This is a genomic window from Paenibacillus sp. FSL H7-0942 (assembly GCF_045040715.1).
Classification (GTDB): Bacteria; Bacillota; Bacilli; order Paenibacillales; family Paenibacillaceae; genus Paenibacillus; species Paenibacillus amylolyticus.
Map to the genome: position 1 here is coordinate 1,414,056 of NZ_CP150279.1, position 15,995 is coordinate 1,430,050.

The following is a 15,995-nucleotide window of genomic DNA, read 5'->3' on the forward strand; positions in this document are numbered from 1 at the left end:
TATTTTATATAAATATAAAATGTTTTATAAAAGTGTTGACTAAAGTGATCTGGATTTGATAAATTTAACAACAGAAATCTTATTTCATCCAATTGAATACGGTTACAAGTCCAGATCAGGAGGGGTTCAGATGGTAAAGAAAAAGAATTGGGTCACATTTATGCTTCTTATGCTGGTAAGTGCACTGGTACTTGCGGGGTGCGGAGGAGGCAGCGGTGCAAGTGGGGACAAGGAGTTAACATTTATGTTCCGCGGCGGTACTGATGAGCAGAAAGCATACCAAGCGGTGGTCAAGAAATTCGAAGAAGATCATCCGGGTGTGAAAGTCAAAATTATCGTAACGGCTGCGGATCAATATGCAACCAAGCTAAGAGCGGCAATTACAGGCAACAGCTTGCCTGACGTATTTTATATCAATCCGGGTGACGTGAAAGCGTATGTGAACAGCAATGTGCTGATGAACCTCACTTCGTATATTGAAAACAATCCGGATGTTGATCTCGATAATATCTGGAAATACGGCGTGGACCTGTATCGTTATGACGGCCAAATGGCAGGTCAAGGTGATATCTACGGTATGCCGAAGGATCTGGGGCCATTTGCACTGGGCTACAACAAAACGTTGTTTGAAAAAGAGGGCATCCCACTCCCTGACAAGGATAAACCATACACATGGGAAGAGTTCATCAAGGTGAACCAGCAAGCGACCAAGGATACCAATGGAGATGGTAAACCGGATGTATACGGTACTGGATTCAACGTACAGTGGGCCCTGCAATCCTTTGTATGGAGCAACGGTGGGGATTGGTTGGATGAGACCAAAACAAAGGTAACGATTGATGATCCGAAATTCGCTGAAGCACTGCAATTCTTCGCGGATATGCAGAACGTATACAAAATTACACCTTCCATTGAGGAAGCGCAAACATTGGATACGTATCAACGCTGGATGAAAGGTGAAATGGCTTTCTTCCCTGTAGGCCCATGGGATATGAGTACATTTGAGAAATTGCCTTTCGATTATGATTTGCTGCCATTCCCTGCGGGATCTACTGGCAAATCGGCAACGTGGATCGGGTCTCTGGGAATCGGAGTATCTGCCAAAACGAAACATCCAGAAGAAGCAGCAGCATTGGTGAACTACCTTACGGCTTCGAAGGAAGGCATGCAACAACTGGTAGATGCCAAGGTACAGATTCCGAACTTGCTTGATATGGCAGACGAGTGGGCCAAAGATACATCCACGAAACCAGCCAACAAACAGGAATTCATTGATATCGTTGAAGATTACGGCAGGGCTCTGCCAGGTAACTACACGTACAATGCGGAATGGTATGACCTGTTCTTCACGGACATCCAGCCGGTATTGGATGGCAAGATTACAGCCGCAGACTATGTGAAGCAGCAACAACCGAAAATGCAGAAACTGCTCGACAAAGCGGTAGAACAAGAAAAGAAATCTCAGAAATAGTAGATAGGAAAGGGTGATGCCGGCAGCCTGCAATCATGCTGCTGGCATCATTCGTATTGGAACTTATTGGATTCCATACGGGCATGTGGCATTCGTTGATCGACAAGGTTCAATCGAAGAATGCCACATGCTGATACTAGAAACAGGGGTGAACGCCGTGATTACGAAATCGAGTTTGTATCGCAAAGAGATGCTGTACGGATATCTGTTTATTTTACCTCCGATTCTTGGATTGCTGATCTTTGTCATGTTCCCGTTCCTCTACTCCCTTTATGGTTCCTTTACGGATTGGGACGGACTGGGACAGATGAACTTTATCGGTTTGGCCAACTTCAAGGATTTGCTCACGGATGACCTCTTCTACAAAGCGATGTTTAATACATTTTTCCTGATGCTCGGTATTCCGATTGGTTTGTTGCTCGCATTATTGCTGGCGATGGGTCTGAATCGTAAAATTCCCGGCACGACGACATTCCGAGTAATCTATTACATCCCGGTCATTTCTTCCCTCGCTGCGGTGTCCATCATGTGGAACTGGGCGTACAACGGGGATTACGGTCTGGTGAACCAGTTCCTTGACCTGTTTGGGATTAAAGGTCCTAACTGGCTAGCGAACAAAGACACGGTTAAACCGGCTTTGATTATTATGACGGTGTGGAAAGGCTTGGGATACACGATGTTGTTGTACCTGGCAGCACTGCAAAGTGTATCACGTACATACTACGAGGCGGCTGAGCTGGATGGAGCGAACGGGTTCCAAATCTTCCGCAATATCACCTGGCCTATGGTGAAGCCAGTTACCTTTTTCCTCATTGTTACAAATATCATTGGCGGTTCCCAGATCTTCACCGAGATGAACATTATGACACCTACGGGTGGTCCTGAATATTCTTCGGCATCAATCGTTTTCTACATCTGGCAGAAAGCCTTCAGTAACTTGCAGATGGGTTATGCCTCAGCAATGGCCATGATTCTTGGTATTTTCATTTTTGTCATTACCCTGGTGCAATTCAAAATGAACGAAAAATCAGCCTATGATGGGGATTGATTGTCAAGGAAAGGAGTGAACCGGAGATGTCTTACAGTCAAAAGAGGAAATTAACGAACTCTATCATCTTTATCGTACTCGCGATTGGTGCGATTGCGATGATTGCACCACTGATCTGGATGTTGTCCACGTCATTGAAGGAGAAGCAGGATGTGTTCGCGCTTCCGCCTGTATGGATACCTGAAGTATTCCAATTTGGTAAGTATAAAGAAATCTGGGAAGCCGGTCCCCTACTCAGCGGGATCAAAAACAGTCTCATTGTCGCGGTGAGTGTAACGGTGGTGGGTACGTTTACGTCCAGTATTGCAGCCTTTGCTTTTGCCAAGTTAAGATTCCCGCACAAAAACAAACTGTTTCTCGCGTTGCTGGCATCCATGATGATTCCTTATCCAACAGTCATGATCCCACAATTCATCATGTTTGCAAAGCTGGGCTGGGTGGATACGCTATTACCATTGATTGTTCCTGGCCTGTTCGGTAACGTAATCATGATCTTTTTCCTGCGCCAGTACCTGCTTAGTGTACCTGATGCGATTATTGAGGCGGCCAAGATTGACGGTAGTTCCTACTTCCGGCTGTACTCCAGTATTACGTTCCCGCTCATCAAACCGGCGATTGCTGCACAGTTGATTCTCTGGTTCATGGGCATCTGGAACGATTATCTGGCACCAATTATTTATCTGAATTCACCGGAGAAGCAGACGTTACAACTCGTTATAGCAAACTTTAATGCCACGTATGCGATTCAAACCGATTACCCGCTTATTATGGCGGCGTCGATTGTGGCTCTGTTACCTGTATTAATCATCTTCCTGATCTTCCAGAAACAGATTATTGAATCGGTTGCCATTTCGGGAGTGAAGGGATGAACCAGCGGAAGAAATTCCGACGGTGGTCGAATTCAGGAAAAGGAGTGGTTGCTTCCATGTTGCTGATGCTGATTGTTGGAGCTACGGGTTGTTCTGGAGAAGGAGCAGGAGAAACGGTGTCCCGTCCCGTCTTTCCTGAAGCTCCTCAAGATACTCAGCTGTATGACACGTCCATACTGGATGATGAATCACGCTGGACGGTGAACAATGCGCATGATCCGGCCATTATCAAAACAGACCAGGGATACTACGTCTATTCCACAGACGTTCGTGTAGCAGGAGAAGCGAAACCCGGTGTCATGGTACGCAAATCAGATGATCTGATCCACTGGACATGGGTAGGTCAGGCTCTGCCGGGCATTCCGCAAGAAGCGTTGGACTGGACAGGTGCGGTCAATCTGTGGGCACCGGATGTGATCCAGGATGGCGATACCTATCGGATGTATTATTCCGCTTCTTCTTTTGGCAGTACCCAGTCGGCTATTGGTCTTCAGACATCCTCATCTCCCGAAGGTCCTTGGACAGATGAAGGACTGGTTGTGAAAACTTCTGCGAATGAACAGGACAAATTAAATGCCATTGATGCCAATCCCATTGTGGATGCCGAGGGTAATTCGTGGATGGTATATGGTTCATTCTTTGACGGAATCTACATTGCGCCACTTGATCCCGACACCGGGAAATTCAAGGACGAGGGTTATGGTACTCGCATTGCCGCTCGTGATCGTGCAACTGAAGAGGGTGCAGTGGAAGGTCCATACATTGTGTATAACCCGGAGTTCAAAAAGTATTATCTATTCGTCTCCTATGATTCCTTATTCGAAGATTATAACGTGCGGGTTGCGCGTGCTGATTCGATCACAGGACCGTACACAGACATAAACGGCAATAACATGCTGGATACAGATTATCTGCCGCAATATGAGATCGGCACCAAAATTCTCGGCGGTTATCGTTTCACAGAAGGCGAGGGCTGGGTTGCGCCTGGACATAACTCCGTTCTGAAGGACGGAGACGATTATTACATCGTGCATCATGCACGGGGCGAGACGGATAAAAACTGGCCATATCTGCATGTACGCAAAATGTTATGGACGAAGGATGGCTGGCCTGTGGTTTCACCTGAACGGTACGCTGGTGAGACAGCACAGGACATTCCGAAGTCCATGATTGCCGGGGAGTGGGAAGGCATGGCGCTTGATCCGTCCGTAGACGGGCAGATTCAAGCCGTGCCTTATACCCTAACAAGCAAAGGTAAGATTAAAAGCGAAAATGGTTCAGGAACCTGGACCTTTGATGACAAACAAACACTGACACTGAAGTGGAAAGAAAGCCCATGGGGCGGAGCTTCCACGGAAGAGCTGAAGTTGCTCCCGTCCTGGGACTGGGAGCGAAGCCAGCCCGCGCTGGTGGTAACAGGCCTCAATGACCGCGGTGTAGCGGTCTGGGGCAAGCAGATCAGCGCAGCGGAGGAGTAAGGGAGCGAGCAGCGAGCGCGGTAAGAGCGGGCTGCTGCTCTGATGGTGCACAAGCAGTGAGGGGGAGGAAGGAACCGCAGGAGCGAGTTTGGCATCCGATTTCAACCGCCAAGAGCGGTGGAAAGAGAAATCGGAGGACAAGAGAGCACCAAGGCTCTCCCCCCCCCGAGCGTCTGCTGTGCATGACAAAGTTGGCATGTTAAGGTGCGCTAACGCCAAGGTGTTGCAGCTTTTAGACACTTAAGATTAATCTGTGCTGGCCTATGTCTGAGGCCAATCATGCACTAAATATGGGGAGAGTTGACCCTGCGAAGCGGTCGACCCCATAAGATCGAGCCAACAAAAAAGGCTCGAAGTGAGGTTGTGACCCAGCGAGCGCGGAAAGAGCGAGCTACCGCTCTGAGGGTGCACAAGCAGTGAGGGGGAGGAAGGAGCCGCAGGAGCGAGTTTGGCATCCGATTTCAACCGCAGAGAGCGGTGGAAATCGGAGGACAAGAGAGCACCAAGGCCCTGCCACCCCCGAACGTCCGCTGTGCACCACCCCAAAAGGGTTTTCGCTTTTTCGCAATTGGGTTACATCCCTAAACTTCGAGCCAAACAACATTTGAAAGGGGAGCATTCCCATGACTGATTCCATTACATTTACTAATCCTATCCTGGAGCAGCGTGCTGATCCGTGGGTGTACCGTCATACAGACGGTTACTATTATTTCTCCGCTTCCGTGCCAGCCTTTGACCGGATTGAAATCCGGAGAGCAGAGACGTTGGAAGAGTTAAGAGATGCTGAACCAGTAACGGCTTGGACCAAGCGTGACACAGGGCCAATGAGTGCCAACATCTGGGCACCGGAGATTCATTTTATCGATGGCAAATGGTACATACACTACGCTGCGGCTCACACCAGTGAGACCAACGAAGGTCTGTTCGATCATCGGATGTATGTCCTGGAGAACGATTCCGCGAATCCACTCGAAGGAGAGTGGGTAGAGAAAGGGCAGATTCACACCCGGTGGGAATCATTTGCGCTGGATGCAACGACCTTTGAACATAAGGGAATCCGCTATCTGGTCTGGGCACAGAAAGATCCCGATATTGTGGGCAACTCCAACCTGTACATTGCCGAAATGGAGAACCCATGGACGCTACGCGGCGAACAGGTTATGATCTCTACGCCAGAGTATGATTGGGAGATCATCGGCTTTAAGGTCAATGAAGGAGCAGCCGTGATGCATCGGAATGGGCGTTTGTTCATCGGCTACTCGGCCAGCGCGACTGATTACAATTATTGTATGGGTCTGCTCACTGCAGATGAAAATGCCGACTTGCTTGATCCGGCCAGCTGGGTGAAATCACCCAAGCCGGTATTCCAGACTTGTGAAGCGAACGGCCAATACGGCCCGGGTCATAATAGCTTTACGGTGTCACCGGATGGCAAGACCGATATTCTGATTTATCATGCGCGTAATTACAAAGACATCGAGGGTGATCCCTTGTATGATCCGAACCGCCATGCCCGTGCTCAAGTGATTCATTGGCGTGAAGATGGCACACCTGATTTCGGTGTTCCGGTCCCAGATGGCAGCGCGGTAGCAGAAGCAAAATAAGAGGTAGTGAAACCTTAATATGAGAGCCCTTAGTTAGCGAGTGATGCTGATTAAGGGCTCTTCTGTGTGTGAACGATAAGATAGAGTGGCCTGAACATATGTGTCCTGGACACAAAACAAAGCAACCACAACGACGATCTCTGCGTATGAGAGAGATACAGATTACGATGCAGAACCTATTAGGAGGATCACATATGGATTCACGCGAGACGTTGGACAAGGAACTTGAACAGATTTTGAAATGGGAGAAACAACAGAAAGACTTGTTTATTTGGGATAAAATCGGGCGTTTGCCCTTTGCGATGTTGGATAAAGTGATGCCTAAAGCGCTGAAACAGAAGATCGGAGATTCCCTGAACGATGTGGGTCAGTATGTGCAGAATGGGGGCAAGTTCCTCGTACAGAAGAAAAAAGTAGCCAAGCTTTTGCAAGAGGAAGCCGGGAGGTCCGGTTATTCCATGATGGATACGACCTATCGTCTGGAGCAGGAATCTGAAGCGGAGGGGACAGCAAAGATTCATAGTGTAGAGAATCTGCCACTTCAGGTGCTGGACCAGGTGGCTGATAACATTACCGAGAGTCGAACGAAGTTTGCCGCGGCTCAGGGAGCAGCTACAGGGTTTGGTGGCATTGTAACCATTGCTGCAGATATTCCGATGGTGATGGGGCTTTCCTTGAAGGTACTGCAAGAGATGGCTCTATGTTATGGTTATGATCCAGATGAACCGCTGGAGCGTATCTTCATTGTCAAATGTCTGCAATTCTCTTCCGCTGATATTGTAGGCAAGAAAGCGATCATTGAAGAACTGGCCGCTTATGATGATCCCGACAAACCCATTGAAGTAGTATCGCAGATGCAGGGATGGCGGGAAGTGTTTAACTCCTACAGTGAATCTTTTGGCTGGAAGAAGCTGTTCCAACTTGTGCCGATTGCAGGCATGGTGTTTGGTTCGGTGAGCAACAAAAATACAATTCGAGATGTCGCCGAAGCAGGCAAAATGTTGTACAAAAAACGGCTGATCCTTCAGCGTTTGAAGTAATATTACAGAAGAAGTCATATTATAGAAGAATATTTATATTGAAAGAGATGAATTTGATATGTTAAACAAACAGGGTTTCTATGATCTTTTAGATCGCAATAATATCGTTTACAAAAGTATTGAACATCCCGCAGTATACACGATGGAGGAAATATTCTCTTATCAGATTCCACATACAGAACGTATCGTTAAAAATCTGTTTCTGCGTGATGATAAGAAGCGCAACTATTATCTGGTGACGATTGCTGGAACGAAGTCAGTTGATTTGAGAAGTTTAAGCGAAAAGATACCTAGCCGCAAATTAAGTTTTGCCAGTGAAAAGGATTTGTTGGAGTTCCTCGGATTGGAAAAAGGGCACGTCAACCCTATGGGGGTTATCAATAATATTCAGAAAAACGTGACCGTAGTTTTTGACAAGGATTTAGTTGGTCAGAAAATTGGAATTCATCCCATGGAAAATACGGCAACGGTATTTCTTGAATTTGAAGATGTGAAGGAACTGATTACAGCTCAAGGTAGCAGCGTTGTCATGTGTGACGTGGAATAAATGGTTGAAGCTAAATACGAGAAAAACATATATAACAAAAGGGTTCCTGCCAGTCTGTCAATACAGAGTTGGCAAGAACCCTTTTGTTATGGTTCAAACATTTTATTTAGACTACAAATGTTGGTGACTAAAGTGAAATCTAACGAACTCAGCAGACGTTATTCGGCGATATTTCACTAATCCCGATTTCTAAAGAATCTCAGACACGTTATTTCTGCATCTCACACGCACATTCCAAGGTTTTCGGCCTTTTTCTCAGGAATAGCGTTGCTCAGATTCTTTAGATTGCGAAACCGGCAGTATTCGTTCAAATAAGTGCTGTCAGGTTCGTTAGCGCAAGATAACGTCTTATAAGGCGATGCTGCCACGTAAGGAATGGATCTAATATAGAATAAAAAGTGGACATCTGTTGATGTATTCTTTATTCCTCACTACCATTTTCTTTCGCCCAGATATTGAGTAATTTATCGGATGGAAGCAGGAATGTGAAAATCCCGAGCAGGGGCAGGAAGCTGCACATCTGCATTACCGGTGATACGCCGAAGACGTCAATCCAGTTCCCCAGCACGAGTGCGCCCAGGCCTCCCATACCAAATGCCAGACCAGTAATTAGACCGGAAACCGTTCCGATTTTGCCCGGAATCAGCATTTGCGCGTATACAACCGTAACCGAGAAGCTGGATAACATGATAAAACCAATAATGGTTAGCAGTACACCTGTCCAGAACAGATTCGCATAGGGTAGCAACAGAGCCAGCGGAGCAGCTCCAGCCATGGACAGGAAGATCAGGTTACGTTTGCCGAATCGATCTGCCAGTGGGCCTCCGAAGAACGTACCAAGTGCTCCAGCAGCCAGGAACAAGAAGATATAGATCTGCGCGTCCTCTGTGGACAATCCAAAAGTATCTTTCAGATTAAACGCATAGAAGCTGCCGATGGAAGCGATATACCAGGAACGAACAAAAACGAGCAAGATTAATAGCGTAATGGCGGCAGTAATCTTTTTGCGCAAAGCAGGATTGGGTGCACGACGTGCAGCAGCCTGTCTACGCAGATATCCTCCCGATTGCAACATACGTCCGTACCAACGGGCTATGTAGATCTGAACTGCAATCCCCATGGCAGCAATGCCTGTAAATCCAATGGCACCGAACAGTCCAAACGGGATAAAGATCCAGCGTGTAAGCAATGGGGCAAGGGACTGTCCGGCGTTACCACCAACTTGGAAGATGGACTGTGCCAGTCCACGGCGTTGACCAGCAGCCATATGGGATACCCGTGAACCTTCCGGATGGAAAGCGGCGGAACCCAGACCGACAAAGATAACGGAGATCAGGACAGCCATATAACTGTCGGCGAAGGCCAACAGCAACATGCCGGTAAATGTAAAACCCATGCCAATGGGCAGGATAGATGGTGTCGGTTTTTTATCAGCAAACCAGCCTACGACAGGCTGCATAATGGATGCGGTAAAGTTAATAGCAAATGAGATCCATCCGATCTGAGTATACGTGAGATGCATGGAATCTTTTAGAATCGGAAAAATGGCTGGAATAACCGACTGGATCGAATCATTGAAGAGATGAACCAAACTGATGGCAATGAGTATCCGGTAAACGGTGCTTTGGGCATCCGATCCGGGTGGGGCTTTCGAACGCGCTGTGGCGTCCTTGGTTAAAGTGGATTGAGTAGACATGTACAATTCTCCTTTGGTCGCGGTCACGAGGGATCAGCGCCTGATGTTGTAATATATGCGTGTAAGCATATTGTTACATAATAGGATAGATTGATTGGACCGACAAGGGGAACAAGGGAAAACGTTGATGAATTGAACTCTATTTCCGAGGTGTTTATTAATAGCATTACATTTACAAAATAAACGTATTACTTTAGCATCTACTGTAAGAAGACCTATATTTATGTGTAATAAGGATGGAGGAGGGATGGATATGAAATCCTTATCACCTTATGAATCCGCCAAACGTGAGTTGGTGATGACTATTTTGTATATGGTTGTAATAACGTTTCAGGCTGTCTATGTTGCACCAAAATCTCTATCTGCTGCCATCGTCATATTTATCATTTTTCAATCGATTGGTGTGCTGATGTTGAGACATTACGTCAAAAAAGTCAGAGAACTAAAGGAAGATCAGTCTACTTGAATGCGCTGCGATCCAATTGCGTTGAGACACTTAGTCTCATACAGGTGTATACTAACCAAAGAAAAAGCCGGATCTCTTCAGGTTTTGAAGAGTTCGGCTTTTTTGTGTCCTATAATTTGATTTTATTTATAGCAGAGTTTATTTACCCGCCAGTTTAACGATTATCAATCGTTTCCGGATACATATCATGATTCATCATACGATGGTCGGCCATCTGCTCGTACTTTGTTCCCGGCTTACCATAGTTCGTATACGGGTCAATGGAGATACCGCCGCGCGGTGTGAATTTGCCCCATACTTCGATGTAGCGGGGGTCCATCAGCTTGATCAGGTCGTTCATGATGATATTCACACAATCCTCGTGGAAATCACCATGGTTACGGAAGCTGAACAGGTACAGCTTGAGTGATTTACTCTCGACCATTTTCACATCCGGAATGTAGCTGATATAGATCGTTGCAAAGTCCGGCTGACCCGTAATCGGGCACAGACTAGTGAACTCCGGGCAGTTGAATTTCACAAAATAATCGCGGTACGGATGTTTGTTGTCAAAGTTTTCCAAGATTCCGGGATCATATTCAAACGTATATTTAACGTTCTGGTTGCCCAGCAACGTCACATCTTGCATCTCATCAGGTTGTCTCATTGGTTATTAAACGCTCCTTGTTTCCGTCAAAGCCCGAAGCCTCGCGGTATATATAAATAGGCAATTTTGCCTGTATAATTCTCTTCATTGTCTGAGGACATTTCGTCCTCATCCTACATTAGCCGCCCATTCCACCTATCCTGCCCATCACACGCCGCGTTTGTTGCCCCATACCAACGTATGAAGCTGTGGAAGCACACGAACGTTGTTCAGGTCATCGGAGGCACTGACTTGGTCAATCAGCCACTCATAACGAGCAAGCAGTGAGGACACCAGATCTGGCGTTTCAGCGGAAGTCACATCCGGGTTCCCGGTTTGTAAAAATAGATCCGTGCCCGGATACCGTGCATGCACACGGCGGGCATAGTCCAGGTCTGTCTCATCGAAGATCACGATCTTCAGACTGTGACTTCGTTCTACCGGGCCAGCGGCCAGCCGTTCGATCAGATCATCCAGCACGGCCCAATCGGTGTCCATGCCGGAGCTCGGTGGCTTGGGCGAGACGGTGACTTCGTCAATGTTCGCCAGCCAAGGCTGCCAGCGGGAGCCCTGTGTCTCCACCGCGGTGCGGATGCTGTTCTCCCGCAGCAAAGCAACCAATCCGCCCAGCGAAGCGAGCAGGGCGGGATTACCGCCAGAGATGGTCACATGGGAGAAACGGGTGCCGCCAACGCGGCGCAATTCTTCCCATACATCCTCTGGCGTAATCATCCGAATCTGGTCCTTGCCACTGCCGTCCCAGGTAAAGGCCGAGTCGCACCAGGAGCAGCGATAATCGCAGCCCGCGGTGCGAACAAACATCGTTTTTTGCCCGATGACCATGCCTTCGCCTTGAACCGTCGGACCAAAAATCTCCATCACGGGAATACGAGCCTCTTTGCGAGATCCCGTCTCATTCACCTGCTGTGTCACACTACTCATCGATCATCCACTCCCGTCTCGCTTCCGCGTAACTGGTGGGTGTCTCGAAGAGTCGGACAAACTCCGTCCGCCCACCATCGGTCAGCCCGGCATAGGGTTCCGTCTGGAGCGCATGTTCCATCTGTTCGAACAGCCAAACGACCATATTTTCAGCCGTAGTATTCATTAAAGGAAGTGTCTCGTTGAGGTACTGATGATCCAGATATCCTTCAATTTGAGTTTTCCATATATCTTTGATATGTCCAAAATCAACTGTCAGCCCGGTTTCACCCGGATAACCGCTGATGCCAAAAATAACTTTATACGTATGACCGTGCAAGTTCTTGCATTTGCCTTCATAACAATGCAGGTGATGTGCTGCGTCAAAGGTGAATTCTTTGCTTACAAGCACACGTTTGCGGTGATAGCGCAGCTGGGTGGGTAGAATATCTTCTCCGATACGTTGCAGATGCTCAACAATACGGAATGTTCCCGGCTCTCTCATCGTACATCCACTCCCGCCGATTCAGTAGCAGTACGTTGTTGTACATAACGATCCAATCCGGCTTTGCGAAGTTTGCAAGCGGGGCAATCTCCGCATCCATCGCCGATCACGCCGTTATAACAGGTCAGAGTACGCTCACGTACATAATCAAAAGCACCGAGATCATCGGCCATCTTCCACGTTTGGGCTTTGTCCAGCCACATGAGCGGGGTGTGAATGACAAATGGATAGTCCATGGACAGGTTAAGCGTCACATTCATCGACTTCACAAATGAATCCCGGCAATCCGGGTATCCGCTGAAATCCGTCTCGCATACACCTGTAACCAGGTGACGTGCTCCTTTTTGCTTGGCCATAATGGCTGCAAAACTGAGGAACAGCAGATTCCGTCCATCCACAAATGTACTCGGCAGTTCACCTTCTTCATGCGTAATCTCCACATCCGTGCGAGTGAGCGCATTGGGGGCAAGCTGATTTAACAGACTCATATCCAGTACCGTTTGCTGTACGCCCAGATCACGTGCGATCTCTGTTGCACATTCAATCTCTAACTTGTGGCGCTGACCATAATCAAACGTAACGACCTCTACTTCGGCAAACTGTTGTTTGGCCCAGAACAGACACGTGGTACTATCCTGACCGCCGCTGAATACAACGACTGCTTTTTCTTCGTTCAACATAAAAAAACCTCTCTATCTTCTTGAGATCAAACCATGCACATAGGCATAGAGTGTCGGAAGAACAGAGAAGTTCATGAACTGGCATCCATCAAAAAACACACCTTCTCGATAACCGCTTCAAAAAAGCAGGCAAGAGTAAGTGTCCTTAGTTTTTTACGTACATGATTGCATGGTGACCGCAATGTGTACGCAAGACTTATACTGACCATCACATGGTCAAGTCTTATAGAGGGAGTTCGCGAACCTCTCCCATGCCACAGGCATGGATTTTCTTCTTCAATTGTCTGAACCATTATAACATGAAACGGTGTGGTGACCACCCCACTGGAGCATAGTGACAGCTAATTGGTCGGCTCCATCAACTAACAGCTTATTTGATCAGTTTATTTGATCAATACATTGCCGAAAGGGATCACTTCTTTCAGAATTCGTTTGAACAGTCCCTCATCGTTAAGATCCTGTTCCAAGCGGTGATTCTCACGTCCCGCCTGAAAGAGTACAGATCCATGTCCTGTCATCTTCCAATGATAATTCATATGCTGACTGGCAAGGTTGTTACCATATACGGTGAGTTCCAGATGTGCATTTTCGGGATAGGCAATAATGCTACCAGCATCCACATAGAGCGGCGCTGTTGGGTGAAGTTCCTGTTGGCAGACCTGACCTTGAGTGAGCAATCCGATTTTGCCTTTGCCGGAAAATTTCATTTTCACTGCATCACGGGTGATCAGCATGTTTTTGATTTTCTGAATTTTGGTATGCATGGTTACACCATCAGAGTAGAAGAACAGGTGGCGGAAGTCATAGAGCAGATCACTGTCCTCCGTGAGCTCCACTTCCTTCATCGTGAATCCGGGAGGCAGGGCAGCCACAAATTGGCAAGGTCCGGTGATTTCGGATTTAATCAGCTTTTTTTTGCGATATATGCCCGTGATATTCATGAATTTATCATTGCGACTCCCACTTGGACCGCGGAAGGCCACAATCTGCTGCGGATGCAAAATATGAAGGCGGTCATCTTTAATCAGTGAAAATGTGACGACTTGTCCTGCTCCGCTTGCTTCAGCATTGTTCAGGTGTATGTTCATGCAGTTGCTCCTGTTCTTTTATACTCGGCCCGAACGGCGACGCATTCCCCAGCGCATCACACGAATCAGAACAAAGTAACCCAATATGAGAGAAACGACAGTGATGATCGTCGTCTGAATTCGTTTGGTGGTAGCTGCTTTGGCATTCTGGTCGTCCTGTAATTTACTTACCATTTCAGTTAGTTTCTGGTTCTGAGCCAGTAGTTGTTCGTTCTGGGTCTTAAATGCTTCGACATTGGCCTGGGCTTGTCCCAACTGAGCAGACGTTTGATTTAATTGCTCCATCGTTTGCTTATAACTTTCCTGCAGAGCGTTCACTTCTCCGGGCAGTTCGGAGACTCGCTCCCATCCGCTGTATATATCCGTAAAAATATTGGCACTGGCTGCACTTACTGTCGAAGCGATCGAAACGGTAAATAGAATGCATGTGGTGAATAACACCCGAATGAAATAACCCTGAATGGATTTTGGCATCGTTAACACCTCTTTCTTCGGTTAGATAGATCAATCGCCGAATTCGTCGTCTATTGTTGAAATACGGCTCTTACATTATACGTCAAAACCGGGACGATGGGTTCAAGATGATATCGTTTTATTACCCGAAATATATAAAATTATTTAGGCACAGGGGTTGTTTAGCTTACAAATCTGCGGGGTAATAGAACGATAGGCAAGCACACCGGACCGTTTTACAGATCTTTTACTTCAGTTCCGGGTGCATGCTATTCACAAATGCGCAATTTAATGAACGATACCAATATATCCGATTGAATATAAGATCGTGAACATGAAGGAGTAGAAACATTATGTATACAGCAGATCAGAACACATCAACCAAAACGATTATGATCACTGTTAATGGAGAGCCAGTAGGGCGTAAGCTGGTCATTGACAGTGTCACCTATGCACCGGTAAACGAAGTAGATGGTGTACAATATTTACACAAAATGGGAATTGATCATCCTACTGTTTAATTTGGGACTTGTCATAGATAAGTGATTGATAAGCTTGGCCTAGTGCCAGGCTTTTTCGTCGTTTATTGTCGTATTGAGACGGATTTAGGGATATAAAACTAATATATTGGAAAAATTTAATGAGAACATGTGTTCCGTGACAATATAGTGTCCATTCACCCTGATAACTTAGAAGATAATACACATAAATCGGGGGAGAGACTACCAGTGAACTCAGTCTTTGAAGTATCTTATTCGTGGAATAAAGAGGCCATACCGACAGGGGGAGCCGACCCCGTATATATGATGGTAGAGTGGCGTAACGGTGCCCCTGCCAAAAGACTTAGGAAAATAGCACCCAAAATTGTATCAAGAGATTTGGAACTTTTGCTCAAACCGGAATATGGAGTACAGCTAAAAGGCATTTATGGATGTCGTTCCAAGGAAACGGATATTGGCTGGTTGTTGAGGCTTGGGGATATGTACAAGGGAGAAAGTAAACAAATTTTGCTTGAATTCGTCATGGGACCCCGTGTATCAGGAAAAGCTGCCGTATGTTCAGCCTACTGGAGCACAAGGAAGTTGAAGCAAAGTCAACGTGTATTGTTACGAAGAGAACAGTTGTATATTCAGTACACCAGTCATCTGGGCATGTTGCGACAGCCGGAAGATCCCAAGGTGGAGAAGACGATCAAATTAAGTGAAACCGTGCCCCTGATCAAACAAGCCCTGCGCGCCTACGAAAGAGGCCGGGTTCAAGAGGGAAGTAATATGTTACGTCGTCATGCTGATGCCTTGTTAATTGAAGCTGCGCGGAAGCAAGATCTGGACTATTACGCGGAAGCCGAGATCGTTGAAAAGTTGCGTTATCACTATGAGATAACGTTTACAACAGGATATCATGACCGTGCAAAAAAGATATTAGGGGAATAGGGTTGATTTCAGATGTTAACGGTATAGAGAGAGTCTACATATTTGAAGGTGAAGTTTAGGAGAAGGTCGAA

At 46.8% G+C, this 15,995-nt stretch carries 17 protein-coding genes; 10 read left to right on the plus strand and 7 right to left on the minus strand.

The features are described 5' to 3' along the window. The first annotated feature begins 130 nt into the window (after positions 1-130). The 7 genes from MHI48_RS06225 (at position 131) to MHI48_RS06255 (ending at position 8,057) form a co-directional block, all read left to right on the plus strand. On the plus strand, positions 131-1,471 hold the full coding sequence (locus MHI48_RS06225) for an ABC transporter substrate-binding protein (protein ID WP_405143430.1): 1,341 nt from the start codon (positions 131-133) through the stop codon (positions 1,469-1,471). Positions 1,472-1,628: 157 nt separating this feature from the next. Next, a complete protein-coding gene (locus MHI48_RS06230) occupies positions 1,629-2,519 on the plus strand; it encodes a carbohydrate ABC transporter permease (RefSeq protein WP_036611613.1) in 891 nt (296 codons plus the stop codon). 26 nt (positions 2,520-2,545) lie between these two features. After that, complete coding sequence (locus MHI48_RS06235) at positions 2,546-3,388, plus strand: carbohydrate ABC transporter permease (RefSeq protein ID WP_036611483.1); 843 nt, start codon at positions 2,546-2,548, stop codon at positions 3,386-3,388. A gap of 56 nt (positions 3,389-3,444) precedes the next feature. After that, positions 3,445-4,866 carry an arabinan endo-1,5-alpha-L-arabinosidase gene (locus MHI48_RS06240; RefSeq protein ID WP_405144600.1) on the plus strand — a complete coding sequence of 474 codons (1,422 nt, stop codon included), beginning with the start codon at positions 3,445-3,447 and terminating at the stop codon, positions 4,864-4,866. 623 nt (positions 4,867-5,489) lie between these two features. Beyond that, positions 5,490-6,470 carry a family 43 glycosylhydrolase gene (locus MHI48_RS06245; protein ID WP_282319151.1) on the plus strand — a complete coding sequence of 327 codons (981 nt, stop codon included), beginning with the start codon at positions 5,490-5,492 and terminating at the stop codon, positions 6,468-6,470. Positions 6,471-6,664: 194 nt separating this feature from the next. Continuing rightward, positions 6,665-7,510, plus strand: a complete 846-nt coding sequence (locus tag MHI48_RS06250; protein ID WP_083669829.1) for an EcsC family protein — start codon at positions 6,665-6,667, stop codon at positions 7,508-7,510. Between the two features lie 58 nt (positions 7,511-7,568). Next, the gene (locus tag MHI48_RS06255; protein ID WP_405143433.1) at positions 7,569-8,057 is read left to right on the plus strand and encodes a prolyl-tRNA synthetase associated domain-containing protein; all 489 of its coding nucleotides are present in this window, start codon (positions 7,569-7,571) and stop codon (positions 8,055-8,057) included. Positions 8,058-8,478: 421 nt separating this feature from the next. Here MHI48_RS06255 and MHI48_RS06260 read toward each other — a convergent pair whose 3' ends face one another. Then, on the minus strand, positions 8,479-9,753 hold the full coding sequence (locus MHI48_RS06260) for an MFS transporter (RefSeq protein ID WP_036668794.1): 1,275 nt from the start codon (positions 9,751-9,753) through the stop codon (positions 8,479-8,481). 253 nt (positions 9,754-10,006) lie between these two features. On the opposite strand from MHI48_RS06260, the gene MHI48_RS06265 reads away from it, so the two are divergent. Then, positions 10,007-10,219 (plus strand): hypothetical protein, encoded by a 213-nt coding sequence (locus MHI48_RS06265; RefSeq protein WP_036611471.1) that lies wholly within the window; start codon positions 10,007-10,009, stop codon positions 10,217-10,219. A 154-nt stretch (positions 10,220-10,373) separates the two neighbouring features. Here MHI48_RS06265 and queF read toward each other — a convergent pair whose 3' ends face one another. The 6 genes from queF to MHI48_RS06295 all read right to left on the minus strand — a co-directional run bounded on the left by queF (position 10,374) and on the right by MHI48_RS06295 (position 14,512). Then, on the minus strand, positions 10,374-10,865 hold the full coding sequence (gene queF, locus MHI48_RS06270) for a preQ(1) synthase (protein WP_036668798.1): 492 nt from the start codon (positions 10,863-10,865) through the stop codon (positions 10,374-10,376). Between the two features lie 147 nt (positions 10,866-11,012). Then, positions 11,013-11,786 carry a 7-carboxy-7-deazaguanine synthase QueE gene (gene queE, locus MHI48_RS06275; RefSeq protein WP_405143436.1) on the minus strand — a complete coding sequence of 258 codons (774 nt, stop codon included), beginning with the start codon at positions 11,784-11,786 and terminating at the stop codon, positions 11,013-11,015. Beyond that, positions 11,779-12,270 (minus strand): 6-carboxytetrahydropterin synthase QueD, encoded by a 492-nt coding sequence (queD, locus tag MHI48_RS06280; RefSeq protein WP_036611465.1) that lies wholly within the window; start codon positions 12,268-12,270, stop codon positions 11,779-11,781. The genes queE and queD overlap by 8 nt, the downstream gene beginning before the upstream one ends. Further along, positions 12,267-12,947: a 7-cyano-7-deazaguanine synthase QueC gene (gene queC / locus MHI48_RS06285; RefSeq protein WP_253509410.1), complete on the minus strand. Its 681-nt coding sequence runs from the start codon at positions 12,945-12,947 to the stop codon at positions 12,267-12,269. Before queC ends, queD begins: the two co-directional genes overlap by 4 nt. Before the next feature lie 386 nt (positions 12,948-13,333). Beyond that, positions 13,334-14,038: an AIM24 family protein gene (locus MHI48_RS06290; protein ID WP_036611462.1), complete on the minus strand. Its 705-nt coding sequence runs from the start codon at positions 14,036-14,038 to the stop codon at positions 13,334-13,336. An 18-nt stretch (positions 14,039-14,056) separates the two neighbouring features. After that, the gene (locus tag MHI48_RS06295; protein WP_036611459.1) at positions 14,057-14,512 is read right to left on the minus strand and encodes a hypothetical protein; all 456 of its coding nucleotides are present in this window, start codon (positions 14,510-14,512) and stop codon (positions 14,057-14,059) included. 332 nt (positions 14,513-14,844) lie between these two features. Between MHI48_RS06295 and MHI48_RS06300 the strand changes: the two genes are divergently transcribed. Both MHI48_RS06300 and MHI48_RS06305 read left to right on the plus strand, forming a co-directional pair. Beyond that, positions 14,845-15,012, plus strand: coding sequence for a hypothetical protein (locus tag MHI48_RS06300; RefSeq protein WP_200868507.1), 168 nt, complete (start codon positions 14,845-14,847; stop codon positions 15,010-15,012). A 207-nt stretch (positions 15,013-15,219) separates the two neighbouring features. After that, positions 15,220-15,924, plus strand: a complete 705-nt coding sequence (locus tag MHI48_RS06305; RefSeq protein WP_405143439.1) for a hypothetical protein — start codon at positions 15,220-15,222, stop codon at positions 15,922-15,924. The last annotated feature ends 71 nt before the right edge of the window (positions 15,925-15,995 follow it).